The organism is Kitasatospora sp. NPDC036993 (genome assembly GCF_055607525.1).
This window is the reverse complement of record NZ_JBVJRP010000010.1, coordinates 68,122-86,835: the sequence shown is the minus strand read 5'-3', so window position 1 is coordinate 86,835 and position 18,714 is coordinate 68,122. Positions and strand designations below refer to the sequence as shown.

Annotated in this window: 16 protein-coding genes; 11 read left to right on the top strand and 5 right to left on the bottom strand. The window is 75.0% G+C overall.

All coding sequences use genetic code 11. From position 1 onward, the window contains the following. Positions 1 to 4 precede the first annotated feature (4 nt). Entirely contained in the window at positions 5 to 925 is a 921-nt protein-coding gene (gene dapA, locus ACZ7C5_RS21965; RefSeq protein ID WP_188296844.1) for a 4-hydroxy-tetrahydrodipicolinate synthase, read from the bottom strand. Between the two features lie 45 nt (positions 926 to 970). Then, positions 971 to 2,410 carry a fumarylacetoacetate hydrolase family protein gene (locus tag ACZ7C5_RS21960; protein ID WP_470323270.1) on the bottom strand — a complete coding sequence of 480 codons (1,440 nt, stop codon included), beginning with the start codon at positions 2,408 to 2,410 and terminating at the stop codon, positions 971 to 973. A gap of 189 nt (positions 2,411 to 2,599) precedes the next feature. Here ACZ7C5_RS21960 and ACZ7C5_RS21955 point away from each other — a divergent pair, with 189 nt between their 5' ends. Continuing rightward, positions 2,600 to 3,355 carry an alpha/beta fold hydrolase gene (locus tag ACZ7C5_RS21955; RefSeq protein WP_401089572.1) on the top strand — a complete coding sequence of 252 codons (756 nt, stop codon included), beginning with the start codon at positions 2,600 to 2,602 and terminating at the stop codon, positions 3,353 to 3,355. A 77-nt stretch (positions 3,356 to 3,432) separates the two neighbouring features. Next, positions 3,433 to 4,167 carry a GntR family transcriptional regulator gene (locus tag ACZ7C5_RS21950; RefSeq protein WP_470323269.1) on the top strand — a complete coding sequence of 245 codons (735 nt, stop codon included), beginning with the start codon at positions 3,433 to 3,435 and terminating at the stop codon, positions 4,165 to 4,167. 63 nt (positions 4,168 to 4,230) lie between these two features. On the opposite strand, the gene ACZ7C5_RS21945 is transcribed toward ACZ7C5_RS21950, so the two are convergent. Further along, entirely contained in the window at positions 4,231 to 4,974 is a 744-nt protein-coding gene (locus ACZ7C5_RS21945) for an SDR family NAD(P)-dependent oxidoreductase (RefSeq protein ID WP_401089576.1), read from the bottom strand. After that, the gene (locus tag ACZ7C5_RS21940) at positions 4,971 to 5,972 is read right to left on the bottom strand and encodes a methyltransferase (RefSeq protein WP_401089578.1); all 1,002 of its coding nucleotides are present in this window, start codon (positions 5,970 to 5,972) and stop codon (positions 4,971 to 4,973) included. The genes ACZ7C5_RS21945 and ACZ7C5_RS21940 overlap by 4 nt, the downstream gene beginning before the upstream one ends. Before the next feature lie 94 nt (positions 5,973 to 6,066). On the opposite strand from ACZ7C5_RS21940, the gene ACZ7C5_RS21935 reads away from it, so the two are divergent. After that, the gene (locus ACZ7C5_RS21935; RefSeq protein WP_401089580.1) at positions 6,067 to 7,119 is read left to right on the top strand and encodes an aldo/keto reductase; all 1,053 of its coding nucleotides are present in this window, start codon (positions 6,067 to 6,069) and stop codon (positions 7,117 to 7,119) included. 72 nt (positions 7,120 to 7,191) lie between these two features. On the opposite strand, the gene ACZ7C5_RS21930 is transcribed toward ACZ7C5_RS21935, so the two are convergent. Next, positions 7,192 to 8,643 carry an amidohydrolase gene (locus ACZ7C5_RS21930; RefSeq protein WP_470323268.1) on the bottom strand — a complete coding sequence of 484 codons (1,452 nt, stop codon included), beginning with the start codon at positions 8,641 to 8,643 and terminating at the stop codon, positions 7,192 to 7,194. 115 nt (positions 8,644 to 8,758) lie between these two features. On the opposite strand from ACZ7C5_RS21930, the gene ACZ7C5_RS21925 reads away from it, so the two are divergent. From ACZ7C5_RS21925 to ACZ7C5_RS21890, 8 genes are all read left to right on the top strand, one after another. Next, a complete protein-coding gene (locus tag ACZ7C5_RS21925) occupies positions 8,759 to 9,706 on the top strand; it encodes an alpha/beta hydrolase (RefSeq protein WP_470323267.1) in 948 nt (315 codons plus the stop codon). Beyond that, positions 9,703 to 10,497, top strand: coding sequence for an ABC transporter ATP-binding protein (locus tag ACZ7C5_RS21920; protein WP_470323266.1), 795 nt, complete (start codon positions 9,703 to 9,705; stop codon positions 10,495 to 10,497). Before ACZ7C5_RS21925 ends, ACZ7C5_RS21920 begins: the two co-directional genes overlap by 4 nt. Further along, entirely contained in the window at positions 10,494 to 12,293 is a 1,800-nt protein-coding gene (locus tag ACZ7C5_RS21915; RefSeq protein ID WP_470323265.1) for a branched-chain amino acid ABC transporter ATP-binding protein/permease, read from the top strand. Before ACZ7C5_RS21920 ends, ACZ7C5_RS21915 begins: the two co-directional genes overlap by 4 nt. 90 nt (positions 12,294 to 12,383) lie before the next feature. Then, positions 12,384 to 13,541 carry an ABC transporter substrate-binding protein gene (locus ACZ7C5_RS21910; RefSeq protein ID WP_401089590.1) on the top strand — a complete coding sequence of 386 codons (1,158 nt, stop codon included), beginning with the start codon at positions 12,384 to 12,386 and terminating at the stop codon, positions 13,539 to 13,541. Positions 13,542 to 13,592: 51 nt separating this feature from the next. Continuing rightward, positions 13,593 to 14,465, top strand: coding sequence for a branched-chain amino acid ABC transporter permease (locus tag ACZ7C5_RS21905; RefSeq protein WP_401089592.1), 873 nt, complete (start codon positions 13,593 to 13,595; stop codon positions 14,463 to 14,465). Positions 14,466 to 14,533: 68 nt separating this feature from the next. Next, positions 14,534 to 15,643: a zinc-binding dehydrogenase gene (locus ACZ7C5_RS21900; protein ID WP_401089594.1), complete on the top strand. Its 1,110-nt coding sequence runs from the start codon at positions 14,534 to 14,536 to the stop codon at positions 15,641 to 15,643. Between the two features lie 151 nt (positions 15,644 to 15,794). After that, complete coding sequence (locus ACZ7C5_RS21895; protein WP_401089596.1) at positions 15,795 to 16,766, top strand: aldo/keto reductase; 972 nt, start codon at positions 15,795 to 15,797, stop codon at positions 16,764 to 16,766. A 3-nt stretch (positions 16,767 to 16,769) separates the two neighbouring features. Next, positions 16,770 to 18,500: an amidohydrolase gene (locus tag ACZ7C5_RS21890; RefSeq protein ID WP_401089598.1), complete on the top strand. Its 1,731-nt coding sequence runs from the start codon at positions 16,770 to 16,772 to the stop codon at positions 18,498 to 18,500. The last annotated feature ends 214 nt before the right edge of the window (positions 18,501 to 18,714 follow it).

Below are 18,714 nucleotides of genomic sequence, written 5' to 3'. Positions count from 1 at the left end.
GGGGTCACGGCTGCCGGGTGAGGTCGCCGCCCTGCGCGAGCAGGGCGCGGATCCGGGTGAGGCCGGCCTCGGTGGGGGAGGACAGCGGCGGGCGGACGCGGGCGGAGGCGATCCGGCCCTGCTCGGCGAGCACCCACTTGGCGGGGGCCGGGTTGGTCTCGACGAAGAGCAGGTCCACCAGCGGGTGCAGCCGGTAGTGCAGCTCCCGGGCGCCGGCGTGGTCGCCCTGCTCCCACAGCTCGTACATCCGGGCCACCGCGGCGGGCGCCAGGTTGGCGACCGCGCTGATGAATCCGGCCCCGCCGAGCGCCAGCAGCGGCAGGCACAGCAGCTCGATGCCGGACCAGACCAGCAGGTCGGGGCCGCAGGCGTGGATCACCCGGGAGAAGTGCTCGAAGTCCTTGGTGGTCTCCTTGACGCCGACGACGTTGTCGAAGTCGGTGAACAGCCGGCGCACCGTCTCCGGGTCGATGTCCACGGCGGTGCGCGAGGGCACGTTGTAGACCACCAGCGGCAGGTCGGGGAACTCCCGGGCCACCGTGGCGTACCAGTCGTAGAGGCCCTCCTGGGTGGGGCGGGCGTAGTAGGGCGTGATCACCAGGGCCGCGTCGGCGCCCAGTTCGGCCGCCGCGGCGGTCAGTTCGAGGGTCTCGTCGAGCTTGGCGGAGCCGGTGCCGGGCAGGAACGGGACCCGGTCGCCGACCTCCTCGGCGACGGTGCGCATCGCGGCGATCCGCTCGGCGGTGCTCTGGGCGCTCGGCTCGCCGGTGGAGCCGCCCAGCGAGATGCCGTGCGAGCCGGAGTCGAGCTGCCAGCGCACCAGGGAGCGCAGCGAGTCGTGGTCGACCGCGCCGTCCTCGGTGAAGGGGGTGACCACGGGGGCCAGGGAGCCGCGGATCGCGGCCGGGTCGCTTCGGAACTTCATCGGTTCTCCGTCGGGGTGGGGCGGGACGGGGGAGCGGGGGGTGGTTCAGGAGTCCTGGCGCTGTTCCTCGTAGCGGGCGCGCCAGTGCGGGGCCATCGGGTAGAGGCCGTCGACCGAGGCGCCGGCGTCGACCTGGCGGAGGATGAAGCGCTCCTCGTCCTCCTGCGCGGCGGCGTCGCGGGCGACCTCGGCGGCCAGGGCGGGCGGGATCACCACCACGCCCTCGGCGTCGCCGACCAGCACGTCGCCGGGGCACACCAGGACGCCGCCGCAGGCGACCGGCAGCTGGGAGTCCACCGGCACGTGGCGGCGGCCGAGCACCGCCGCGTGCGGCACCCCGTAGTAGGAGGGCAGGTCCAGGCCGGCGAAGGAGGGGCTGTCGCGCAGCCCGCCGTCGGTGATCACGCCGGCCGCGCCGCGGCGCAGCGCGCGCAGCGCCAGGATGTCGCCGAGGGTGCCGGCGCCGTGGTCGCCGCGGGCCTCGATCACCAGCACCTCGCCGGGCTGGAGCTCCTCGACGGTCCGCTTCTGGGCGTTCATCCCGCCGCCGACGGCGGCGAACACGTCCTCGCGCAGCGGCAGGTAGCGCAGCGTCCGGGCGGTGCCGACCATCCGCAGGTCGGGGCGGCCAGGGCGGACGCCCTCGACGAAGTGGTGGTCGATGCCGCGCCTGCGCAGCTGGGTGGAGAGGGTGGCGGTGGAGACGGTGCGCAGCAGCTCGGCGGTCCGCGCGTCCAGCCCGGGGACCGGCACGGCCTCCCCGGCGGTGTCCCCGGCGTCCGGGCGCGCGGAGCCGTGGGCGGCGCGGCGGACCTCCTCGGTGACGCGCGGCAGCACGCCGTACTCGGTGACGCCCGGCTCCTCGGCGACGACCTCGTTGCGCAGCCGTCCGCCGTCCGCCAGTTCGACCTCGACCACGTCGCCGGGGCGCACCACGGTGGAGCCGGCCGGGGTGCCCACCAGCAGCAGGTCGCCGGGCTCCAGGGTGGTGGAGCGCGAGACGTCGGCGATCAGCAGGTCGATCGGGAACAGCAGCTCCTCGGTGGAGGCGTCCTGGACCAGTTCGCCGTTGACCCAGGTGCGCAGCCGCAGCCGGGCGGGGTCCACGTCGGTGAGCAGGACCGGGCCGACCGGGGTGTAGCCGTCGCGGCCCTTGGCGCGCAGGTTGGAGCCGAGGTCGGCGTGCTTGAGGTCGTAGACGCCGAAGTCGTTGGCGGCGGCGTAGCCGGCCACGTGGGAGAGCGCCTCCTCGCGGCCGACCCGGTGCGCCCGGCGGCCGATGACCACGGCGATCTCGCCCTCGAAGGCGAGCAGTTCGCAGTTCGCGGGCCGGACCACCGGCCGGCCGTCCCAGGACAGCGAGGAGGACGGCTTCAGGAAGTAGGAGGGGACCTCGGGGGTGCGGCCGCGTTCGGCGGCGCGGCTGCGGTAGTTGAGATGGACCGCGACGATCTTTCCCGGTGCGAGGCCGAGGGGGTGCGCCATGTTGCCCTCCATAATCGTATACGCAATCATGCACGATAGCGGAGCGAAGAAGAGCTGACCATGGTCTATCCGATACGACTTCGTACATGATCTGCTGGCGCAAGTCCCCCTCGGCGGGAGTCCTGCGAGCAGGGGCGAGTGCCGTACTATCAAAAATCGTATGCGAAAACAGGGAGAGGTGTACCGGGCATGAGAGAGCTGACCGGCCTGGCCGTACGGATCGTCACACCGTCCGACGTCGGCCGCCCGGCCGTGGACGGCGCGCCCGCGGTGCTGCTGCTGCACGGCTTCGCCTCGGACGGCGAGAGCGACTGGATCGCGCCGGGCACCGCCGCCGAACTCGCCGCCGCCGGACGCACGGTGCTGGTGCCCGACCTGCCCGGCCACGGCGCCTCCCCGGCGCCCGCGGACCCGGCCGAGGCCGGTGCCACCGCACTGGTGGCCCGGCTGCTGGCCGCGCTGGACGCCGCCGGGGTGGCCGGGTTCGACGTGGTCGGCTACTCCCTGGGCGCCCGGCTGGCCTGGGAGTTCCCGGCCGTGGCCGGCGAGCGGGTGGGCCGGGTGGTGCTCGGCGGGCTGAGCCCGGCCGACCCCTTCGCGGCGCTCGACACGCAGGCCCTGCACCGCGCGGTGGCCGACGGCACCGAGCCCGCCGACCCGCTCACCGCGATGGTCGCCGGCCTGGTCCGCGCGCACGGCGAACGCGCCGCCGGACTCGCCCTGCTGGTCGAGGGCCTGGCCAGGACCCCCTTCGCGCCCGGGAGTTGGGCCCGCGCCGCGGCACCGCTGGTGGTGGTCGGCGCGGACGACGCGATGACCCGGGGCATCGACGGTATCGTTGCTTCCCTTGACGGGGCGGAGCTGGTCACCGTTCCCGGCGACCACCTCGGCGCTCTGACGGGGACCGCCTTCCGCGACACCGTGCGGAAGGCGTTGGAACGTTGACAGCCCAGGGCGCGCGGGCCGCGCTGCGGCCCGCGACGGGGGCGGGCAGCGCGGCGAGGAGAAGTGAGGGAAGGGCGTTGGGTTCCGCGAAGGAACAGTCCGGGGCCGCCGGCTCCAAGGCGGCGGCTCCGAAACAGGCCGCCTCGAAACAGGAGGCTTCGAAGGCGGCCGGCTCGAAGGCCGAGCAGAGCTACGAGCTGCTCCGCGCGCGCATCCTCGACGGCACGTACGGCCCCGGCTACCGGCTGGTGATCAATCAGCTGGCGCAGGAGGCCGGGGTCAGCACCATCCCGCTGCGCGAGGCGCTGCGCCGCCTCCAGTCGGACGGCCTGGTCGAGGTGGTGCGCAACATCGGCGCCCGGGTGGCGGTCTTCGAGGCCGTGCAGGTCGAGCACTCCCTGCAGATCCTGGCGAGGCTGGAGGGGTACGCGACGGCCGTCAGCGCACCGCTGCTGACGGCGGACCAGATCGCGGCCTCGCGCGAGATCAACCAGCGGATGGTGGCCGCGCTGGAGGGGTTCGACCCGGCCGCGTTCACCGCGCTCAACCGCACCTTCCACTTCTCGATCTACCAGCACTGCCCGGACCCGCACCTGCGCTCCCTGCTGGAGGCGGAGTGGGCGCGGCTGGACCACATGCGCCGCTCCACCTTCACCTACGTGCCGGGCCGGGCGCGGCGCTCGGTGGTGGAGCACGAGAACATCCTCGACCTGATCGAGCAGGGCGCGGACGCGGCCGAGATCGAGCGGGTCGCCTGCGCCCACAAGACGGCCACCGCCGAGGCGCTGCACCAGGCCAAGTCCGGTAGCTGACAAGGCCGTCGCACGAGGAGGGGGCGGGGAGCCACCGGCTCCCCGCCCCCTGCGCCGTACGGGTCAGACCAGCAGCTGGCCGCCGTCCACCTGGACCACCGCGCCGGTGATGTGCCGGGCCTGGTCGGAGGCGAGGAAGAGCACCAGCGGCGTCAGGTCGGCGGTCTCGGCGATCCGTCCCAGCGGGATGCGGGCCTCCCAGGCGGCGCGGGCCGCCGCGTCGTCCGTCAGCGGGGCGGTCATCGGGGTGTGGACGGGGCCCGGGGCCACGCCGTTGACCCGGATGCCGTGGCCGGCCAGCTCCAGGGCCGCGGTGCGGGTCAGCGCGTCCACGGCGGCCTTGGTGGCCTCGTAGTGACCGAGCCCCGGGGTGGGCTGGCGGGCCCCGATGGAGCTGATGTTGACGATCGCCCGGCCCCGGCCGGAGTCGGCCATCTGCCGTCCGACCACCTGGGTGACGTGGAAGGTGCCGCGCAGGTTGACCGAGAGCACCAGGTCGAAGACCTCCGCCGGCAGGTCGATCAGCGGCCCGCCGCCGCCCGCCAGCCCGGCGTTGTTGACCAGCACCTCGACCGGGCCGAAGCGGTCGGCGGCCTCGGCCACCGCCGCGACCACCGAGGCCCGGTCGGCGACGTCCATGGTGACGGCCAGCGCCGCCGCGCCGATGCCCGCCGCCACCCGCTGCGCCGCCGCCCCGTCCAGGTCGGCGACCACCACGCGGTCGCCCGCCGCGGCGAAGGCCTCGGCGACCGCGCGGCCGATCCCGCTGCCGGCCCCGGTGACCAGGACCACGCGCCCGGTGCTCACCGGGCCTCCGCGATGATGATCCGCGGGCTGCCGGGCAGCGCGCGGGTCTCCACCGGCTCCCAGCCGGCCTCGCGCAGCCAGCCGCGCACCTCGTCCTCGGGGTAGACCACGGTGCCGTCGATCACCAGGTACTCGCCGGCGTGCAGGGCGTCGATGGTGCGCTGGTGCTCGTCGGAGTCCAGGAAGAAGTCGAGCAGCACCAGGGTCGCGCCCTCGGCCGCCGCCTGGCGGGCCCGGCGGACGATGGCGCGGTTCTGCCCGGCGTCGAAGCGGTGCACCACGTGCTCCAGCAGCACCAGGTCGAAGCCGCCGGGCACCTCGCCCGCGGTCGCGTCGCCCTCGGCGATCTCCACCCGGTCCGCGACCCCGGCCGCCTCCAGGACGCCGCGGGCGTGTCCGACCAGCTCCCCGGCGGACAGGAAGGTGCCGGTGAGCCCGGGCGCCGAGGCCAGCGCCTCGGCCAGGAACGAGCCGGACAGCCCGCCGAGGTCCAGCACCCGCCGGTAGCGGGTGAAGTCGAAGTGCTCGGCCAGCTGCCGGGCGTGCAGCGCGTTGTAGGTCATCACGCCGGCCAGGAAGGCGGGCATCCGGTCGCCGGAGAGGTCGAGGGCGGCCGGTTCGGCGGTGCGGCTGGTCTCGCCGAAGCCCAGCCAGTGGCCGTAGCTGATCGAGTCGAGGAAGCCGAGGAAGGGGCGCAGGTCGACGCCGGTGCCGGTGCCGGCGAGGTAGGTGGCGGTCGCGGGGGAGTTGGCGTACCGTCCTTCGACCCGCTCCAGCAGGCCGAGGCCGGCCATCGCGTCGGCGAGGACGCGGCCGGTGCGCTCCGGCAGCCCGGTGCGGGCGGCGATGCCGGGAACGTCCAGCGGGCCGTCGGCCAGCGCGGCGAACAGGTCCGCGTCGGCGGCGGCGAACAGCTGCTTGGCGGCCATGTATCCGATGGCCGTCCCGATGATGGGGGTCGGGTCGGCCGCCGGCGGGGAGTCCGGGTGCAGGGACATCGCATGCCTCCTTGACGAAAAGAATATGCTGGATGCTATACGATCTGGGGGTCGGCGGCCAGGGCCGTACGGCATCCCATCCGAGGAGGTTGGCGTGGAGTTCTCGCAGACGGTGTCCCCCGACGGTGCGGCGGCGGGCGGCGGGGGAGCGGACGGCACGGCCCCCGGGGCCGCGGCCGCGGTGCCGTGCCGCCGGCTCGGCGCCCGCGGCCCCGAGGTGCCCGTGCTCGGGCTCGGCTCCTGGAACACCTGGGACCGGATGACCACCGAGGAGGCCGCCGAACTGGTGCACCGGGCGGTGGCGCACGGGGTCCACCTGTTCGACGTCGCGCACTACGACTTCGGCCCGCACGCCGAGAACGCCGTCACCGACATCCTGTTCGGCGAGGCGGTGCGCGGCGCGGGCCTGAAGCGCTCCGACTACCTGCTCTGCGGCAAGCTGTGGCTCTGGGACTACCCGGCCGCCTCCTTCGCCGAGCAGACCGACGTCTCGCTGGAGCGGATCGGCACCGACCGGGCGGACCTCATGGTCGCCGGCGACTACGTCGGCGAGCTGGACGTGGCCGCCGTGGTCACCGACGTGGCCGAGCTGATCAGGGCGGGGCGCTTCGACGCCTGGGGCGTCAACAACTGGTCCGCGCGGGCGCTCGGCGAGGCCGTGCGCTTCGCCCGCGCCGAGGGCATGCCCGAACCCGTCTTCGCCCAGCTCAAGTACAGCCTGGCGCGCCGCTCGGTGCCCGAGGGCGAACCGTACGGCCGGCTGTTCGCCGACGGCCTCGGGCTCCAGGCCTCGGACGTCTTCGAGGGCGGCATCCTGGCGGGCCGGCTGCACCCGCGGCGCAAGATCGGCGCCGACCCGGGCGGCATCCGCGAGGCGATCCGCGCCAGCCACCCCGAGGTGCTGCGGATCGCCCAGGGCTTCGGCGCCACCGCCGCCCAGCTCGCGGTGGCGTTCTGCCTCACCCACCCGGCCGCCGCCGGCGTGCTGTTCGGCGCCAGCAGCGCCGCCCAGTTCGAGAGCAACCTGGGAGCGCTGGACCTGCTGGCCAGGCACGGAGACGAACTGCGCGCCGCGGTGGAGCACCTGTGGCTGGACCGCGACGTGGTCGCCCCCGGTGCCTCCTGGGGCACCGACGTCCCCGCCTGACACACCGAGGGCGCGCCCCGGACCCCGCACGCGGCGGGTCCGGGGCGCGCCCGTGCGGCGGCCGGCCCGGCGTCAGGCCTCGTGCACCACCGTCCCGTCGACCACCGTCATGACCACCGGCACCTCGGGCAGCGCCGCCGGCTCGACCCCGCGCAGGTCGGCGCCCAGCACGCACAGGTCGGCGACCTTGCCCGCCTCCAGGGTGCCCTTCCACGCCTCCGCCCCGTCCTGCCGGGCCGGGGCCGCCGTGCAGGCGTACAGCGCCTCGGCCAGCGCGATCCGCTGCTCGGGGCCGTGGACGGTGCCGTCCACCCCGGCCCGGGTGACGGCGGCGGCCACCGACGCCCGCCAGTCCGGCGCGAGCACCGGCGCGTCGCTGCTCAGGCACAGCCGCACCCCGGCGGCCAGCGCGTCGCGCACCGGCCAGGCGTGCGCCAGCGCCGGTGCGCCCAGCGCGCCGGCCAGCATCGGCGCGGTCGCCACCGCGATGCCCGGCTGGGTGTTCAGCCCGACCCCGGCCGCCGCCATCGCGGCGAGCGTCGCCGGGTGCAGCACGTCGCCGTGGATCAGGTAGTGCCGCCCGTCCCGGCCGTCCAGCGCGCGGGCCTCGGCGAAGGCCTCGGTGACCACCCGGGTGGTGCGGCTGCCGGTGGCGTGCACCCCGACCTGGTGCCCGGCCGAGTGCGCCGCCCGGATCATGGCCCGCAGGTTCGCCTCCCGCTCGCCCGGGTCCGCGCCGTCCACCAGCAGCGCGCCGTGGCCCCCGTCGGCGTACGGCTCCTCGCTCCACGCGGTGCCCATCGGCGGGATGCCGTCGGCGAAGACCTTCACCCCGTTCACCCGGAACCAGCCGGGCACCTCGGCCGGGCCGGGGAAGCGCTCCAGCCCGCGCAGCAGGTCGGCGGCGCTGCTCGCGCCGTCCAGCAGCCCGAACAGCAGCAGCGCGGTGACCCGGGCGCGCAGCCGGCCCTCCGCGGCCAGCGCGGCGTACGTCTCCAGCACGGCGGCGGAGAAGCAGCCGGTGGGCCCGGCGTCCTCGCCCGGGCCCAGGCCCGGCTCGGTGTAGCTGGTGACGCCCAGGCCCGCGAGCAGCTCCCCGGTGCGCAGCACCGCCCGGCGGCGCTCCTCCTCGGTGGCCAGCGCCGCCAGCGCCGGGCCCTCGGCGCCGTGGCCGTGCCCGTCGTGCCCGCCCGGCTGCCCGTCGTGCCCGTCGTGCCCGCCGGGTCCGGGGCCGGCCGCGGCCAGCTGGTCCATCAGCGTGGCGGGCCACATGGTGCCCAGCCAGGCCCCGTGCAGGTGCGAGTCGTTGATGCCCGGCAGCACCGTGGCGCCGCGCAGGTCGACCACCCGGGTCCCGGCCCCGGCCAGCGGCGCGACCTCGGCGTCGGAGCCGACCCGGACGATCCGTCCGGCGCGTACCGCGAGCGCCTGCGCGACGCTGCGGCGGTCGTCCATCGTGATCACCCGACCACCCCGAATGACCAGGTCGGCCGGGTCGGCCGGGTCCGGGAATCCGTTGCGCATCATCTTGCTCCCAGCTCTGGACAGGGTCGATTGCGACTCTTAACGTACATGGAATCAGATACGATTTGCGAGTGCCGGAACCCCCGCCGGCACCCGGGCAATCGGAGGAATGACGATGCCCCTGCACCCCGAGGCACAACTGATCATCGACCGGTCCGGTGCGGAGGAGCAGCCCGCCCAGCCCGTCGAACTCGATGCCCAGGCCATGCGCGAGCAGTTCCGGACCACCTGGACCATGCCCGAGGACCTGCCCGCCGTCGCCGCCGTCGCGGACACCACCGTCCCCGGCCCGGCCGGCGACGTCCCGGTCCGGATCTACACCCCCGAAGGCGAAGGCCCCTTCCCCGCCCTCGTCTGGCTGCACGGCGGCGGCTGGACCATCGGCTGCCTCGACGAGAACGAGTACTCCTGCCGCGCCGTCTGCGCCCAGGCCCAGGCCGTCGTCGTCTCCGTCGACTACCGCCTCGCCCCCGAACACCGCTACCCCGCCGCCGCCGACGACTGCCACGCCGTCCTGACCTGGCTGCACGACAACGCCGCCGCCGTCGGCGCCGACCCGCGGCGCCTGGCCATCGGCGGCGAGAGCGCCGGCGGCAACCTGGCCGCCGTCACCAGCCTGCGCGCACGCGACCACGGCGGCCCCCCGATCGCCCTCCAGGTCCTGGTCTCGCCCGTCGTCGGCCACCCCGACGACGGCCGCGCCTCCTACCGCGACTACGCGGACGGCTACTTCCTCTCCAAGGGGAGCATGGACTGGTTCTTCGACCAGTACCCGCGCGACGCCGCCGACCTCGACGACCCCCACCTGCTGCCGCTGCGCGCCACCGACCTCTCCGGCCTGCCGCCCGCCCTCGTCCTGGAAGCCGAGTACGACGTCCTGCGCGACGAGGGCGAGGACTACGCCCACGCCCTCCTCCAGGCCGGAGTGCCCACCCGCCTCGTGCGCTTCGACGGCCTCATCCACGGCTTCTTCGGCCTGCTCGCCACCGAACTCACCGACGCCGCCCGGGCCCACACCCTGGTCGCCGACGCCCTCCGCCGCACCAGCGGGGACCCCGCGTGAGCACCCCGGCCCTCTCGCTGCGCGACGTCAGCATCAACCGGGCCGAGACCGAGGTCGTCCACGGCGTCAGCCTGGACGTCGCCCCCGCCGGGATCACCGTGCTGCTCGGCGCCAACGGCGCCGGCAAGACCACCCTGATGGACGGCATCGCCGGCCTGGTCCGCACCACCTCCGGCACCGTCGCCCTCGACGGCACCCCCATCGACCGGCTCCCCACCCACCGGCGCGCCGGCGCCGGCCTCGCCTACGTCGAACAGGCCCGCACCGTCTTCCGCACCCTCACCGTCGAACAGAACCTCCTGGTCGCCGAACACGGCGACGGCGACCTCGGCGCCGCCTACCGGCTCTTCCCCGAACTGGAGAAGCGCCGCACCCTCCAGGCCGGCCACCTCTCCGGCGGCGAACAGCAGATGCTCGTCCTCGGCCGCGCCCTGGTCGCCCGGCCCAGGACCGTCCTGATCGACGAGATGTCCTCCGGCCTCGCCCCCGTCGTGGTGCACCGCCTGATGCGCGCCGTCGCCGGCCTGGCCGACCTCGGCATCGCCGTGCTCCTCATCGAGCAGTTCGCCCATCTCGCCCTGGAGATCGGCACCCGGGCCTACGTCCTCGCCAAGGGCCGCATCGTCTTCGACGGCCGCTGCGCCGACCTGCGCGGCGACGCCGACCGCCTGCACGACTTCTACTTCGGCACGACCGGCACGACCGGCACGACCGGCACGACCGGCACGCCCGCCGCCGCGGGCGCGCCGCGCAGCCAGGGCTTGGGCCCGGCGGAGAGCGAGGGCGCATGAACCCCACCGGGCCGAACCCCTTCGGAACGACGGCCGCCCGCCGCCCGCCGGCCGCCGGCCTCGGCGCCGCCGTCCTCGCCTGCCTGCTCGTGCCCACCGTGCTGCCCGCGTACTGGGTCTACCTGGCCGTCACCGCCGTGGTGGGCGCCGTGATCATGCAGAGCTACGGCGTCATCGTCGGCCGGGTCGGCGTGATGTCGCTGTGCCAGGTGTCCTTCGCCGCGATCGGCGCCTGGGTGGTGCTGTGGCTCAACGCCGCCGACGCCCCCGGCGGCTTCCTGCTCTGGCTGCCGCTCGGCGGCCTGGCCGCCGTCCCCGTCGGCATCGCCGTGGGCCTGCCCGCCCTGCGCATCCGCGGCGTCAACCTGGCCGTGGTCACCTTCGGCTTCGCCGTCGCCGCCGACATCGTGCTCACCGCCAACGAGTTCCCCGGCATGGCCGACCTCACCACCCTGGAACGGCCCGCGCTGTTCTCCGACGACGGCGCCTACTTCGTGCTGGCCGTCGCCGTCTTCACCCTGATCGCACTCGGCCTGGCACTGCTCAACCGCACCCGGCTGGGGATGTCCTGGACGGAGCTGCGCCACTCCGAGCGGGCCGCGGCCGCGCACGGCGTGTCCGTCGCCCGCGGCAAGCTGGCCGCCTTCGCGATCAGCGCCTTCATCGCCGGCGTCGGCGGCGGCCTGATGGCCGGCCAGCTCGGCCTGGTGGTCCCCGGCAACTTCGCCATGATGCAGTCGCTCACCCTCTTCGCGGTCGCCATCATGATCGGCCCGCACAACCCCGAGGGCGCGATCATGGGCGGACTGTTCGGGGCGGTGATGGCCACCCTCCTGGACAAGCTCGGCCTGCCGCAGGACCTCGGCGGCATGCTGTTCGGCATCGGCGCGCTCTTCGCCCTGCGCTCCGGCGTCAGCCAGACCGACTTCACCCGGGCCCGCAAGCGCGAGCGCGCCGCCCGCAGGTTCCTCGCCGAACGCGAGGAGGCCGCCGCCGGGACCGGCACCGGCCCCGCCGGTCAAGCCGCCCCCGTCTCCGAAGCCGGGCCGCCCGCCCCGCCGCAGCCCGCCGCCCCGCGCGGCGAACCCTGCCTCACCGTCAGTGGACTGACGGTCCGTTACGGATCGGTGACGGCCCTGGACGCGGTGGACCTGAGCGTGCCGCGCGGCGCCGTGGTCGGCCTGATCGGCCCCAACGGCGCCGGCAAGTCCACCTTCATCGCCGCCGTCACCGGATTCGTCGGCGGCTACCAGGGGAGCGTCGCGCTCGCCGGCACCCCGCTCGACCGCCTCGCCCCCAACACCCGGGCCGCCCGCGGCCTGCGCCGCACCTTCCAGACCACCTCCATCGCCCCCGAACTCACCCAGTACGAGTACCTGACCATCGGCGCCGGGCGCCACCTCGACACCGCCGAAGCCGACGAACTGCTCGACTTCTTCGGCTGCCCGCCCGGACGGCTGCCGGTCTCCATGGTCGACGCCGGCGCCCGCCGCCTGCTCGACGTGGCCGCCGCCGTCGCCGCCCGCCCCGCCGTCGCCCTGCTGGACGAACCCGCCGCCGGCCAGTCCGCCGCCGAATCGCTGCTCCTCGGCCGCCGGCTCGCCGAGGTCCCCGCCCGCTTCGGGGTCTCCGTCCTGCTCGTCGAACACGACATGGACCTCGTCCAGGCCGCCTGCTCCGAGGTCACCGTGCTCGACTTCGGCCACGTCATCGCCTCCGGCCCCACCGCCGAGGTCCTCGCCGACCCGGCCGTGATGGCCGCCTACCTGGGCACCGCCGAACCCACCGCCGTCTGACCCGCCCCGCCACCCCCACCCGCGACGGGCCGCACACCCCCTCCCACCCCCGGTGCGGCCCCGCCCCCACGGAATTGGAAGTGCACCCCCATGAAGCACGCGAAACCGGCCGTGGCCCTCACCGCCCTCGCCCTGGTCCTCACCGCCACCGCCTGCTCCAAGGACGAGGACTCCGCCACCGGCCCGATCAAGGTCGGCTCGATCAACGGCATCACCGGCCTCTTCCAGACCCCCGAGGTCCCGCAGGCCGTCAAGGCCGTCTTCGACGAGGTCAACGCCGCCGGCGGCATCAACGGCCGCAAGCTCGAACTGATCAGCGTGGACGACGCGATGAACCCCCAGCGCTCCACCGAGGCCGCCGTCGACCTGATCCGCTCCAAGAACGTCGTCGCCCTGGTCGGCTCCTCCAGCGCCGTGGACTGCGGCCTCAACCGCGCCGCCTACACCAAGGCCCACGTGGTCTCGATCCCCGCCGTCGGCGTCGACCCCGCCTGCTTCACCAGCCCCGACATCGCCCCCGTCAACCCCGGCCCGTTCAACCTGCTGACCGCCAACCTCTACTACGCCTCCGAGGTCCTCAAGCGCGACAGGGTCTGCCTCGACTACACCGTGCTGCCCGGCAGCGGCAGCGGCATCGAGGACTCCATCAGGAAGTGGACCGAGCTGACCGGCAAGCAGCTCGCCCACAAGGAACTCGCCATCGCCGAGGGCGACCCGACCAAGTACCTGGTCGCCGACAAGAACGCGGGCTGCCAGGCGGTCCTCTACAACGGCATCGTCGGACCGTACTTCGCCCAGGCCAAGACCCAGGGCATGACCGACGTCGACTTCATCGTCGGCGCCAACAGCTACACCGACGCCAACGCCCAGGCCATCCCCGCCGGCCTCGACGTCTACGCCGGCACCGAGTGGCAGCCCTACACCGACACCACCCTGCCCGGCAACGACCGCTGGTCCCAGCTGGTGGAGAAGAACAAGGTCCAGAAGACCGCGTTCAGCCAGGGCGGTGTGATGGCCGCCGACCTGTTCGTCAAGGTCCTCAAGGGCATGAGCGGCCCCATCGACCGGGCCACCGTCACCAAGGCCTTCAAGGAGATGCAGCCCGTCGACTACCCGATGGTCGGCACCCCCTGGGTCTTCGGCCCCGGCGACAGCCACAACCCCGTCCAGGGCAGCCGGTTCGTCAAGGCCGTCAACGGCAGCTGGCAGGTCCTGCCGGAAGGCTTCGTCGTCCCCGCCAAGAAGTGACCGCCAGGCCGTGACCGCCCCCACCCGATCGAGCACCACAGGAGCTGTCCCGTGCTGAACTCCACACTCGCCGGCCTCACCGGCGGAGGCGTCTACGCACTGCTCGGACTGTGCGTCGTGCTGACCCACCGCCTGGTCGCCACCGTCAACTTCGCGATGGCCGCCGTCGGCGCGCTCGGCGCCTTCACCATGGTCGGCCTGACCGACGCGGGCACCGGCCTCTGGCTCGCCCTGCCGGTGGGGGTCCTCACCGGAGCCGCGCTCTCCGCCCTGCTCGGCGCGGTCCTGGTGCGCTGGTTCGCCGGGCACTCCCAGAACACCAAGGCCGCCGTCACGGTCGCCGTGTACGTCGCCGTCATGGCCGTCGGCCTGCGCCTGTTCGGCTCCAACACCACCGGCGCGCACACCTTCCCGAGCCCCTTCGAGAAGCCGCTGTTCACCGTCGGCGGCGTGGTGGTCCCGCAGTCCGTCCTGGTCACCGTCGCCCTCGCGGTGGTGATCGCCGGCGGGGTCGGACTGCTCCTCACCCGCACCAGGATCGGCCTGCGGCTCCAGGCACTGTCCGAACAGCCCGCCACCGCCGAGGTGGTCGGCATCCCGGTCGCCCGGCTGGCGGTGGCGCTGTGGGCCGCCATCGGCGCCGTCACCACCCTCGTCGTGGTGCTGGCCGCACCCCGGCTGGGCGGCGACTTCTCCAGCCTCGGCAAGCTGATCAACACCGCGCTGGCGGTGGCCATGCTCGGCGCCTTCCGCAGCCTGCCGCTCACCGTGGCCGGCGGCCTCTTCCTCGGCTGCCTGGAGGGCCTGTCCTCCTCGATCGAGGCGATCCAGAAGTACCAGGGCGTGGTGCCCTTCCTGGTCATCCTGGTGCTGCTCTGGTGGCGCAGCCGCCACGAGGTGTGGGACACCGCGCACAGCCGATGACCGCCCCGACCGGCCCGGACACCCGTCCGGGCCGCCGACACGGGGGACACGAGAGGAGACCGAGAGCGATGACGCTCCCCACGCACACCCGGGCGGCCGTCCTGCGGGCCCACGGCGAACCGCTGGTGACCGAGGAGATCCCGCTGCCCGACCGGATCGAACCGGGCGCCGCCCTGGTCAGGACCGACTGCGCCACGCTCTGCGCCACCGACGTGCACCTGTGGAGCGGCGCCATGACCTTCCCCGGCATGCTGCCCATGGTCCTCGGCCACGAGATGGTGGGCACCGTCCTGGCCGCCGGCGAGGGCACCGTGGACGCCCTGGGCCGGCCCGTCACCGCGGGCAGCCGGATCGGCTGGTCCGAGTCCACCTGCGGCCACTGCCACGGCTGTACGGTGCTGCGCACCCCGGTGGCATGCGAGCACCGCGGCTACGGCTTCCTCCAGCGCAGCGACCGCCACCCGTACGCCACCGCCGGGCTCGCCGAGCACGCCTACGTCACCCCGGGGGCGCAGAAGTACCTGCTGCCCGAGGAGGTCGAGGACACCTGGGCGGCGGCGGCCGGCTGCGCGGTCAAGACCGTGCTGCACGCCTTCGACCGGGCCGGCGGCACCCGCCCCGGATCCTCGGTGGTGATCCAGGGCGCGGGCGCGCTCGGCATCGTCGCCACCGCGGTGGCCAAGGCCGGCGGCGCCGGCCCGGTGATCACCATCGGTGCCCCGAAGCGCCGCCTCGACCTGGCCGAGGAGTTCGGCGCCGACCTGGTGCTCGGACTCGACGAGGGCCCCGCCGCCCGCAAGGAGGCGGTGCTCGCGGCCACCGGCGGCCGCGGCGCCGACCTGGTGATCGACCTGGCCGGCGCCCCCGGCGTCGGCGCCGAGGCCGTCGACCTCGCCGCCTGGGGCGGGCGCTTCGTGGTGGTCGGCACCACCGGCCCCGCGCCCCAGGAGATCCCGCTCGGCACCGTGATGGGCAAGGAGCTGACCGTGCTCGGCTCGCTCAACGGCGACGTCGGCGACTACCACCGGGCGATCGGCTTCCTGCGCGACTTCCGCTCCCGCTTCGACTGGGACGCCCTGTTCGGCGAGCCCGTCGGCCTGAGCGGCGCCACCGCCGCCGTCGAGGCGATGTCCCGGCTGGAGCAGACCAAGGCCGTCGTCGACCCCAGGCTGCCCTGACACCCCGCCACGGCGGCCCGGCCGGCCGCCACCCCCCGCCGCCCGGCGCCCCGAGGTCCCCGTGTGTGTCCCGACCCTCCGGGGCGCCGGGTCCCGTACCGACCCCGCCCGACCCGTCCGACCCGTCCCGACCTCATCCGCGAGGAGCAGCATGACCGCGACCACCAGGCCCATCGTGCCCAGGCGCCGGCTCGGCACCGCCGGCCCCGAGGCCTCCGTCCTCTCCCTGGGCTCCTGGCACACCTACGACCGGATGGACTTCGCCGACGCCGTCGCCATGGTCCGCCACGCCGTCGACCTCGGCGTCAACCTCTTCGACGTCGCCGTCTACGGCCTGCCCGGCGGCCCGCCGGTCTTCACCGACGTCCTGTTCTCCGCGATCGTGCGCGCCGCCGGCCTCGCCCGCGAGGACTACCTGCTGTCCGCGAAGCTCTGGCTGGAGCCCTACCCCGGGCTCCCGCTGCGCGAGCAGCTGCGCGGCGCCCTGTTCCGGGCCGGCGTCGAGCACGCCGACGTCGCCGTCCTCGGCGACGTGCGCCGCGACGACCTGGACCTGCGGGCCGTCGCCGAGGAACTCGCCGAACTGGAGCGCGAGGGCCTGATCGGCTGCTGGGGCGTCAACAACTGGTCGGCGACGCACATCCGCACCGTCCGCGAGCACGCCCGCGCGGCCGGATCGCCCGGCCCGCAGCTCGCCCAGCTCAAGTACAGCCCCTGCCGCCGCGCCATCCCCGACGGCGAACCGTTCGCCGCGCTCTTCGCCGAAGGCCTCTCGATGCAGGCCTCCGACGTGCTGGAGGGCGGCCTCCTGGCCGGCCGCGCCGCCCCCTCCCGGGAGATCGGCCGAGACCCCGGCGGCATCCGCGACCGGATCACCGCCGCCGCGCCCGGCCTGGCCGAGACCGCCGCCGGCCTGGGCGCCACCGCCGCGCAGCTGTGCGTCGCCTTCGCCCTCACCCACCCGGCCACCGCCACGGTGCTGTTCGGCGCCAGCCGGATGGCGCAACTGACCGACAACACCGGCGCCCTCGCCCTGGTCGAACGGGTCGGCGCCGAGCGGCTGCGCGAGCTGGTGGCCCCGTACTGGGCGGACCGCGGCGTGGTCGACCCGGAAGGACCGTGACCGATGGCCGACACCACCGCCCCGCCCGGATCCGCCCGCCCCGCCGACCTGGTGCTGCTCGACGGCGAGGTGCTCACCGTCGACGGCGCCTTCTCCACGGCGCGGGCCGTCGCCGTCCGGGACGGCCTGGTCCTCGCCGTCGGCAGCACCGCCGAAGTGCTCGCCCACGCCGGCCCCGCCACCAGGACCGTGGACCTGCGCGGGCGCACCCTGCTGCCCGGCATCAACGACTCCCACCTGCACGGCCACGCCTGGGGCCTGAACCGCCCCCCGCTCGCCCTGGACCTCAACCACCCCGCGGTGGGCTCGATCGCCGACGTCGTCGCCACGGTGGCCGCCGCCGCCCGCACGGCCGCCCCCGGCGAGTGGATCGTCGGCCGCGGCTGGGACGTCGGCTACCTCGCCGAGTGCCTGGACGGCAGCCGCGACCTGCCCGACCGCGCCGACCTGGACGCCGCCGCCCCCGACAACCCGGTCTGCCTGACCGACTTCTCCGACCACACCGCCTGGGTGAACTCCGCCGCCCTGCGCGTCGCCGGCATCGGCCGCGGCTCCGTCCCCCCGTCCGGTGGCACCATCGACACCGATCCGGCCGGGAACCCCACCGGCATCCTGCGCGAGGCCGCCCAGCGGGCCGTCCACGCCCACATCCCGCGCCCCGACGAACAGCGCCGCCGGGCCGCCGTCACCGGCGCGATCCGGGCCCTGAACGCCCTGGGCACCACCAGCTACACCGAACCCGGGCTCGGCCCCGGCGGCGAGGGCATCATGGCCGGCGCCCTCGGCGGCGCCGCCCTGCGCACCTACCTGGACCTCGCCCGGGCCGACGAGCTCCACGCCCGGGTCAGCGTGCTGCTGCTGCCCGCACCGATGGGCGGGGGAGTGGCCGACCTGGAGGCCGGACTCGCCGACCTGGCCGGCACCGCCCTCGACGGCATCGACCCGCGCCGCCTGGCCGTGCTCGGCGTCAAGCTCTTCGCCGACGGCGTACCGCCCAACCGGACGGCCTGGATGCGCGACGCCTACCCGGGCGGCGGCCACGGAGCGCTGTGCGTGCACGGCTCGGCACCGGCCCTGCAAGCCGCCGAACTGACCGCGATGATCGCCGTCGCGCACGCCGCCGGCCACCAGATCGGCGTCCACGTCACCGGCGACCGCGCCATCGACACCGTCGCCGACGCCCTCGCCGCCGCCCAGCTCGCCCACCCCAGGCCGGACGCCAGGCACTACCTGATCCACGGCGACTTCGCGACCCCCCGGGCCCTGGACCTGCTCGCCCGCCACGACTACGGCGTCAACATGAACCCGGCGATCAAGTGGACCATCTCCGACCTGATGGACGAGGTGGTCGGCCCGGACCGCTCGGCCCGGATGTGGCCGGTGCGCTCCGCCCTGGACGCCGGGGTCCGGGTGTGCGCCAGCTCGGACGCCCCGATCACCGAACCCGACTGGCGCCGGGGCGTCGCCGCCATGCTGCTGCGCGAGTCCAAGGCCACCGGCCGCACCAGCGGCCCGCGGGAGCGCGTCGGACTGCGCGACGCGGTGCGCGCCTACACCGCAGAGCCGGCCCGCCAGGACTTCGCCGAGCGGTGGAAGGGCAGCATCGAACCCGGCAAGGTCGCCGACCTGTGCGTCCTCGGCGGACGGCTGACCACCACCTCCCCGCACGACCTGCCCGGGCTCCCCGTCGACCTGACCTTCCTCGACGGCCGCCGGGTGCACGGCGAGGACTGACCGGCCCGGCCGCCCCGGAGCGCCGTCCGGCGGAACCGCCCGCCGGACGGCGCGGCCGCCCCGGCTCGGCGTGCCCGTCCCGGTCGCGCTGGGCTACCGCCCGACCGCCCCGCGCAGGCGGCCCCGCACCCGGCCGCCGTACCCTGTACGGAAACGAACCGGCCAATCGGCGCAAGGAACCCGCCACCGTCGCGAACCGCACGCGCAATGGTCA

Coding starts and splice junctions, on each gene's coding strand:
- dapA (WP_188296844.1), bottom strand. CDS start 925: ATGAAGTTCCGAAGCGACCCGGCCGCGATCCGCGGCTCCCTGGCCCCC.
- ACZ7C5_RS21960 (WP_470323270.1), bottom strand. CDS start 2,410: ATGGCGCACCCCCTCGGCCTCGCACCGGGAAAGATCGTCGCGGTCCAT.
- ACZ7C5_RS21955 (WP_401089572.1), top strand. CDS start 2,600: ATGAGAGAGCTGACCGGCCTGGCCGTACGGATCGTCACACCGTCCGAC.
- ACZ7C5_RS21940 (WP_401089578.1), bottom strand. CDS start 5,972: ATGTCCCTGCACCCGGACTCCCCGCCGGCGGCCGACCCGACCCCCATC.
- ACZ7C5_RS21930 (WP_470323268.1), bottom strand. CDS start 8,643: ATGCGCAACGGATTCCCGGACCCGGCCGACCCGGCCGACCTGGTCATT.
- ACZ7C5_RS21925 (WP_470323267.1), top strand. CDS start 8,759: ATGCCCCTGCACCCCGAGGCACAACTGATCATCGACCGGTCCGGTGCG.
- ACZ7C5_RS21915 (WP_470323265.1), top strand. CDS start 10,494: ATGAACCCCACCGGGCCGAACCCCTTCGGAACGACGGCCGCCCGCCGC.
- ACZ7C5_RS21910 (WP_401089590.1), top strand. CDS start 12,384: ATGAAGCACGCGAAACCGGCCGTGGCCCTCACCGCCCTCGCCCTGGTC.
- ACZ7C5_RS21900 (WP_401089594.1), top strand. CDS start 14,534: ATGACGCTCCCCACGCACACCCGGGCGGCCGTCCTGCGGGCCCACGGC.
- ACZ7C5_RS21895 (WP_401089596.1), top strand. CDS start 15,795: ATGACCGCGACCACCAGGCCCATCGTGCCCAGGCGCCGGCTCGGCACC.
- ACZ7C5_RS21890 (WP_401089598.1), top strand. CDS start 16,770: ATGGCCGACACCACCGCCCCGCCCGGATCCGCCCGCCCCGCCGACCTG.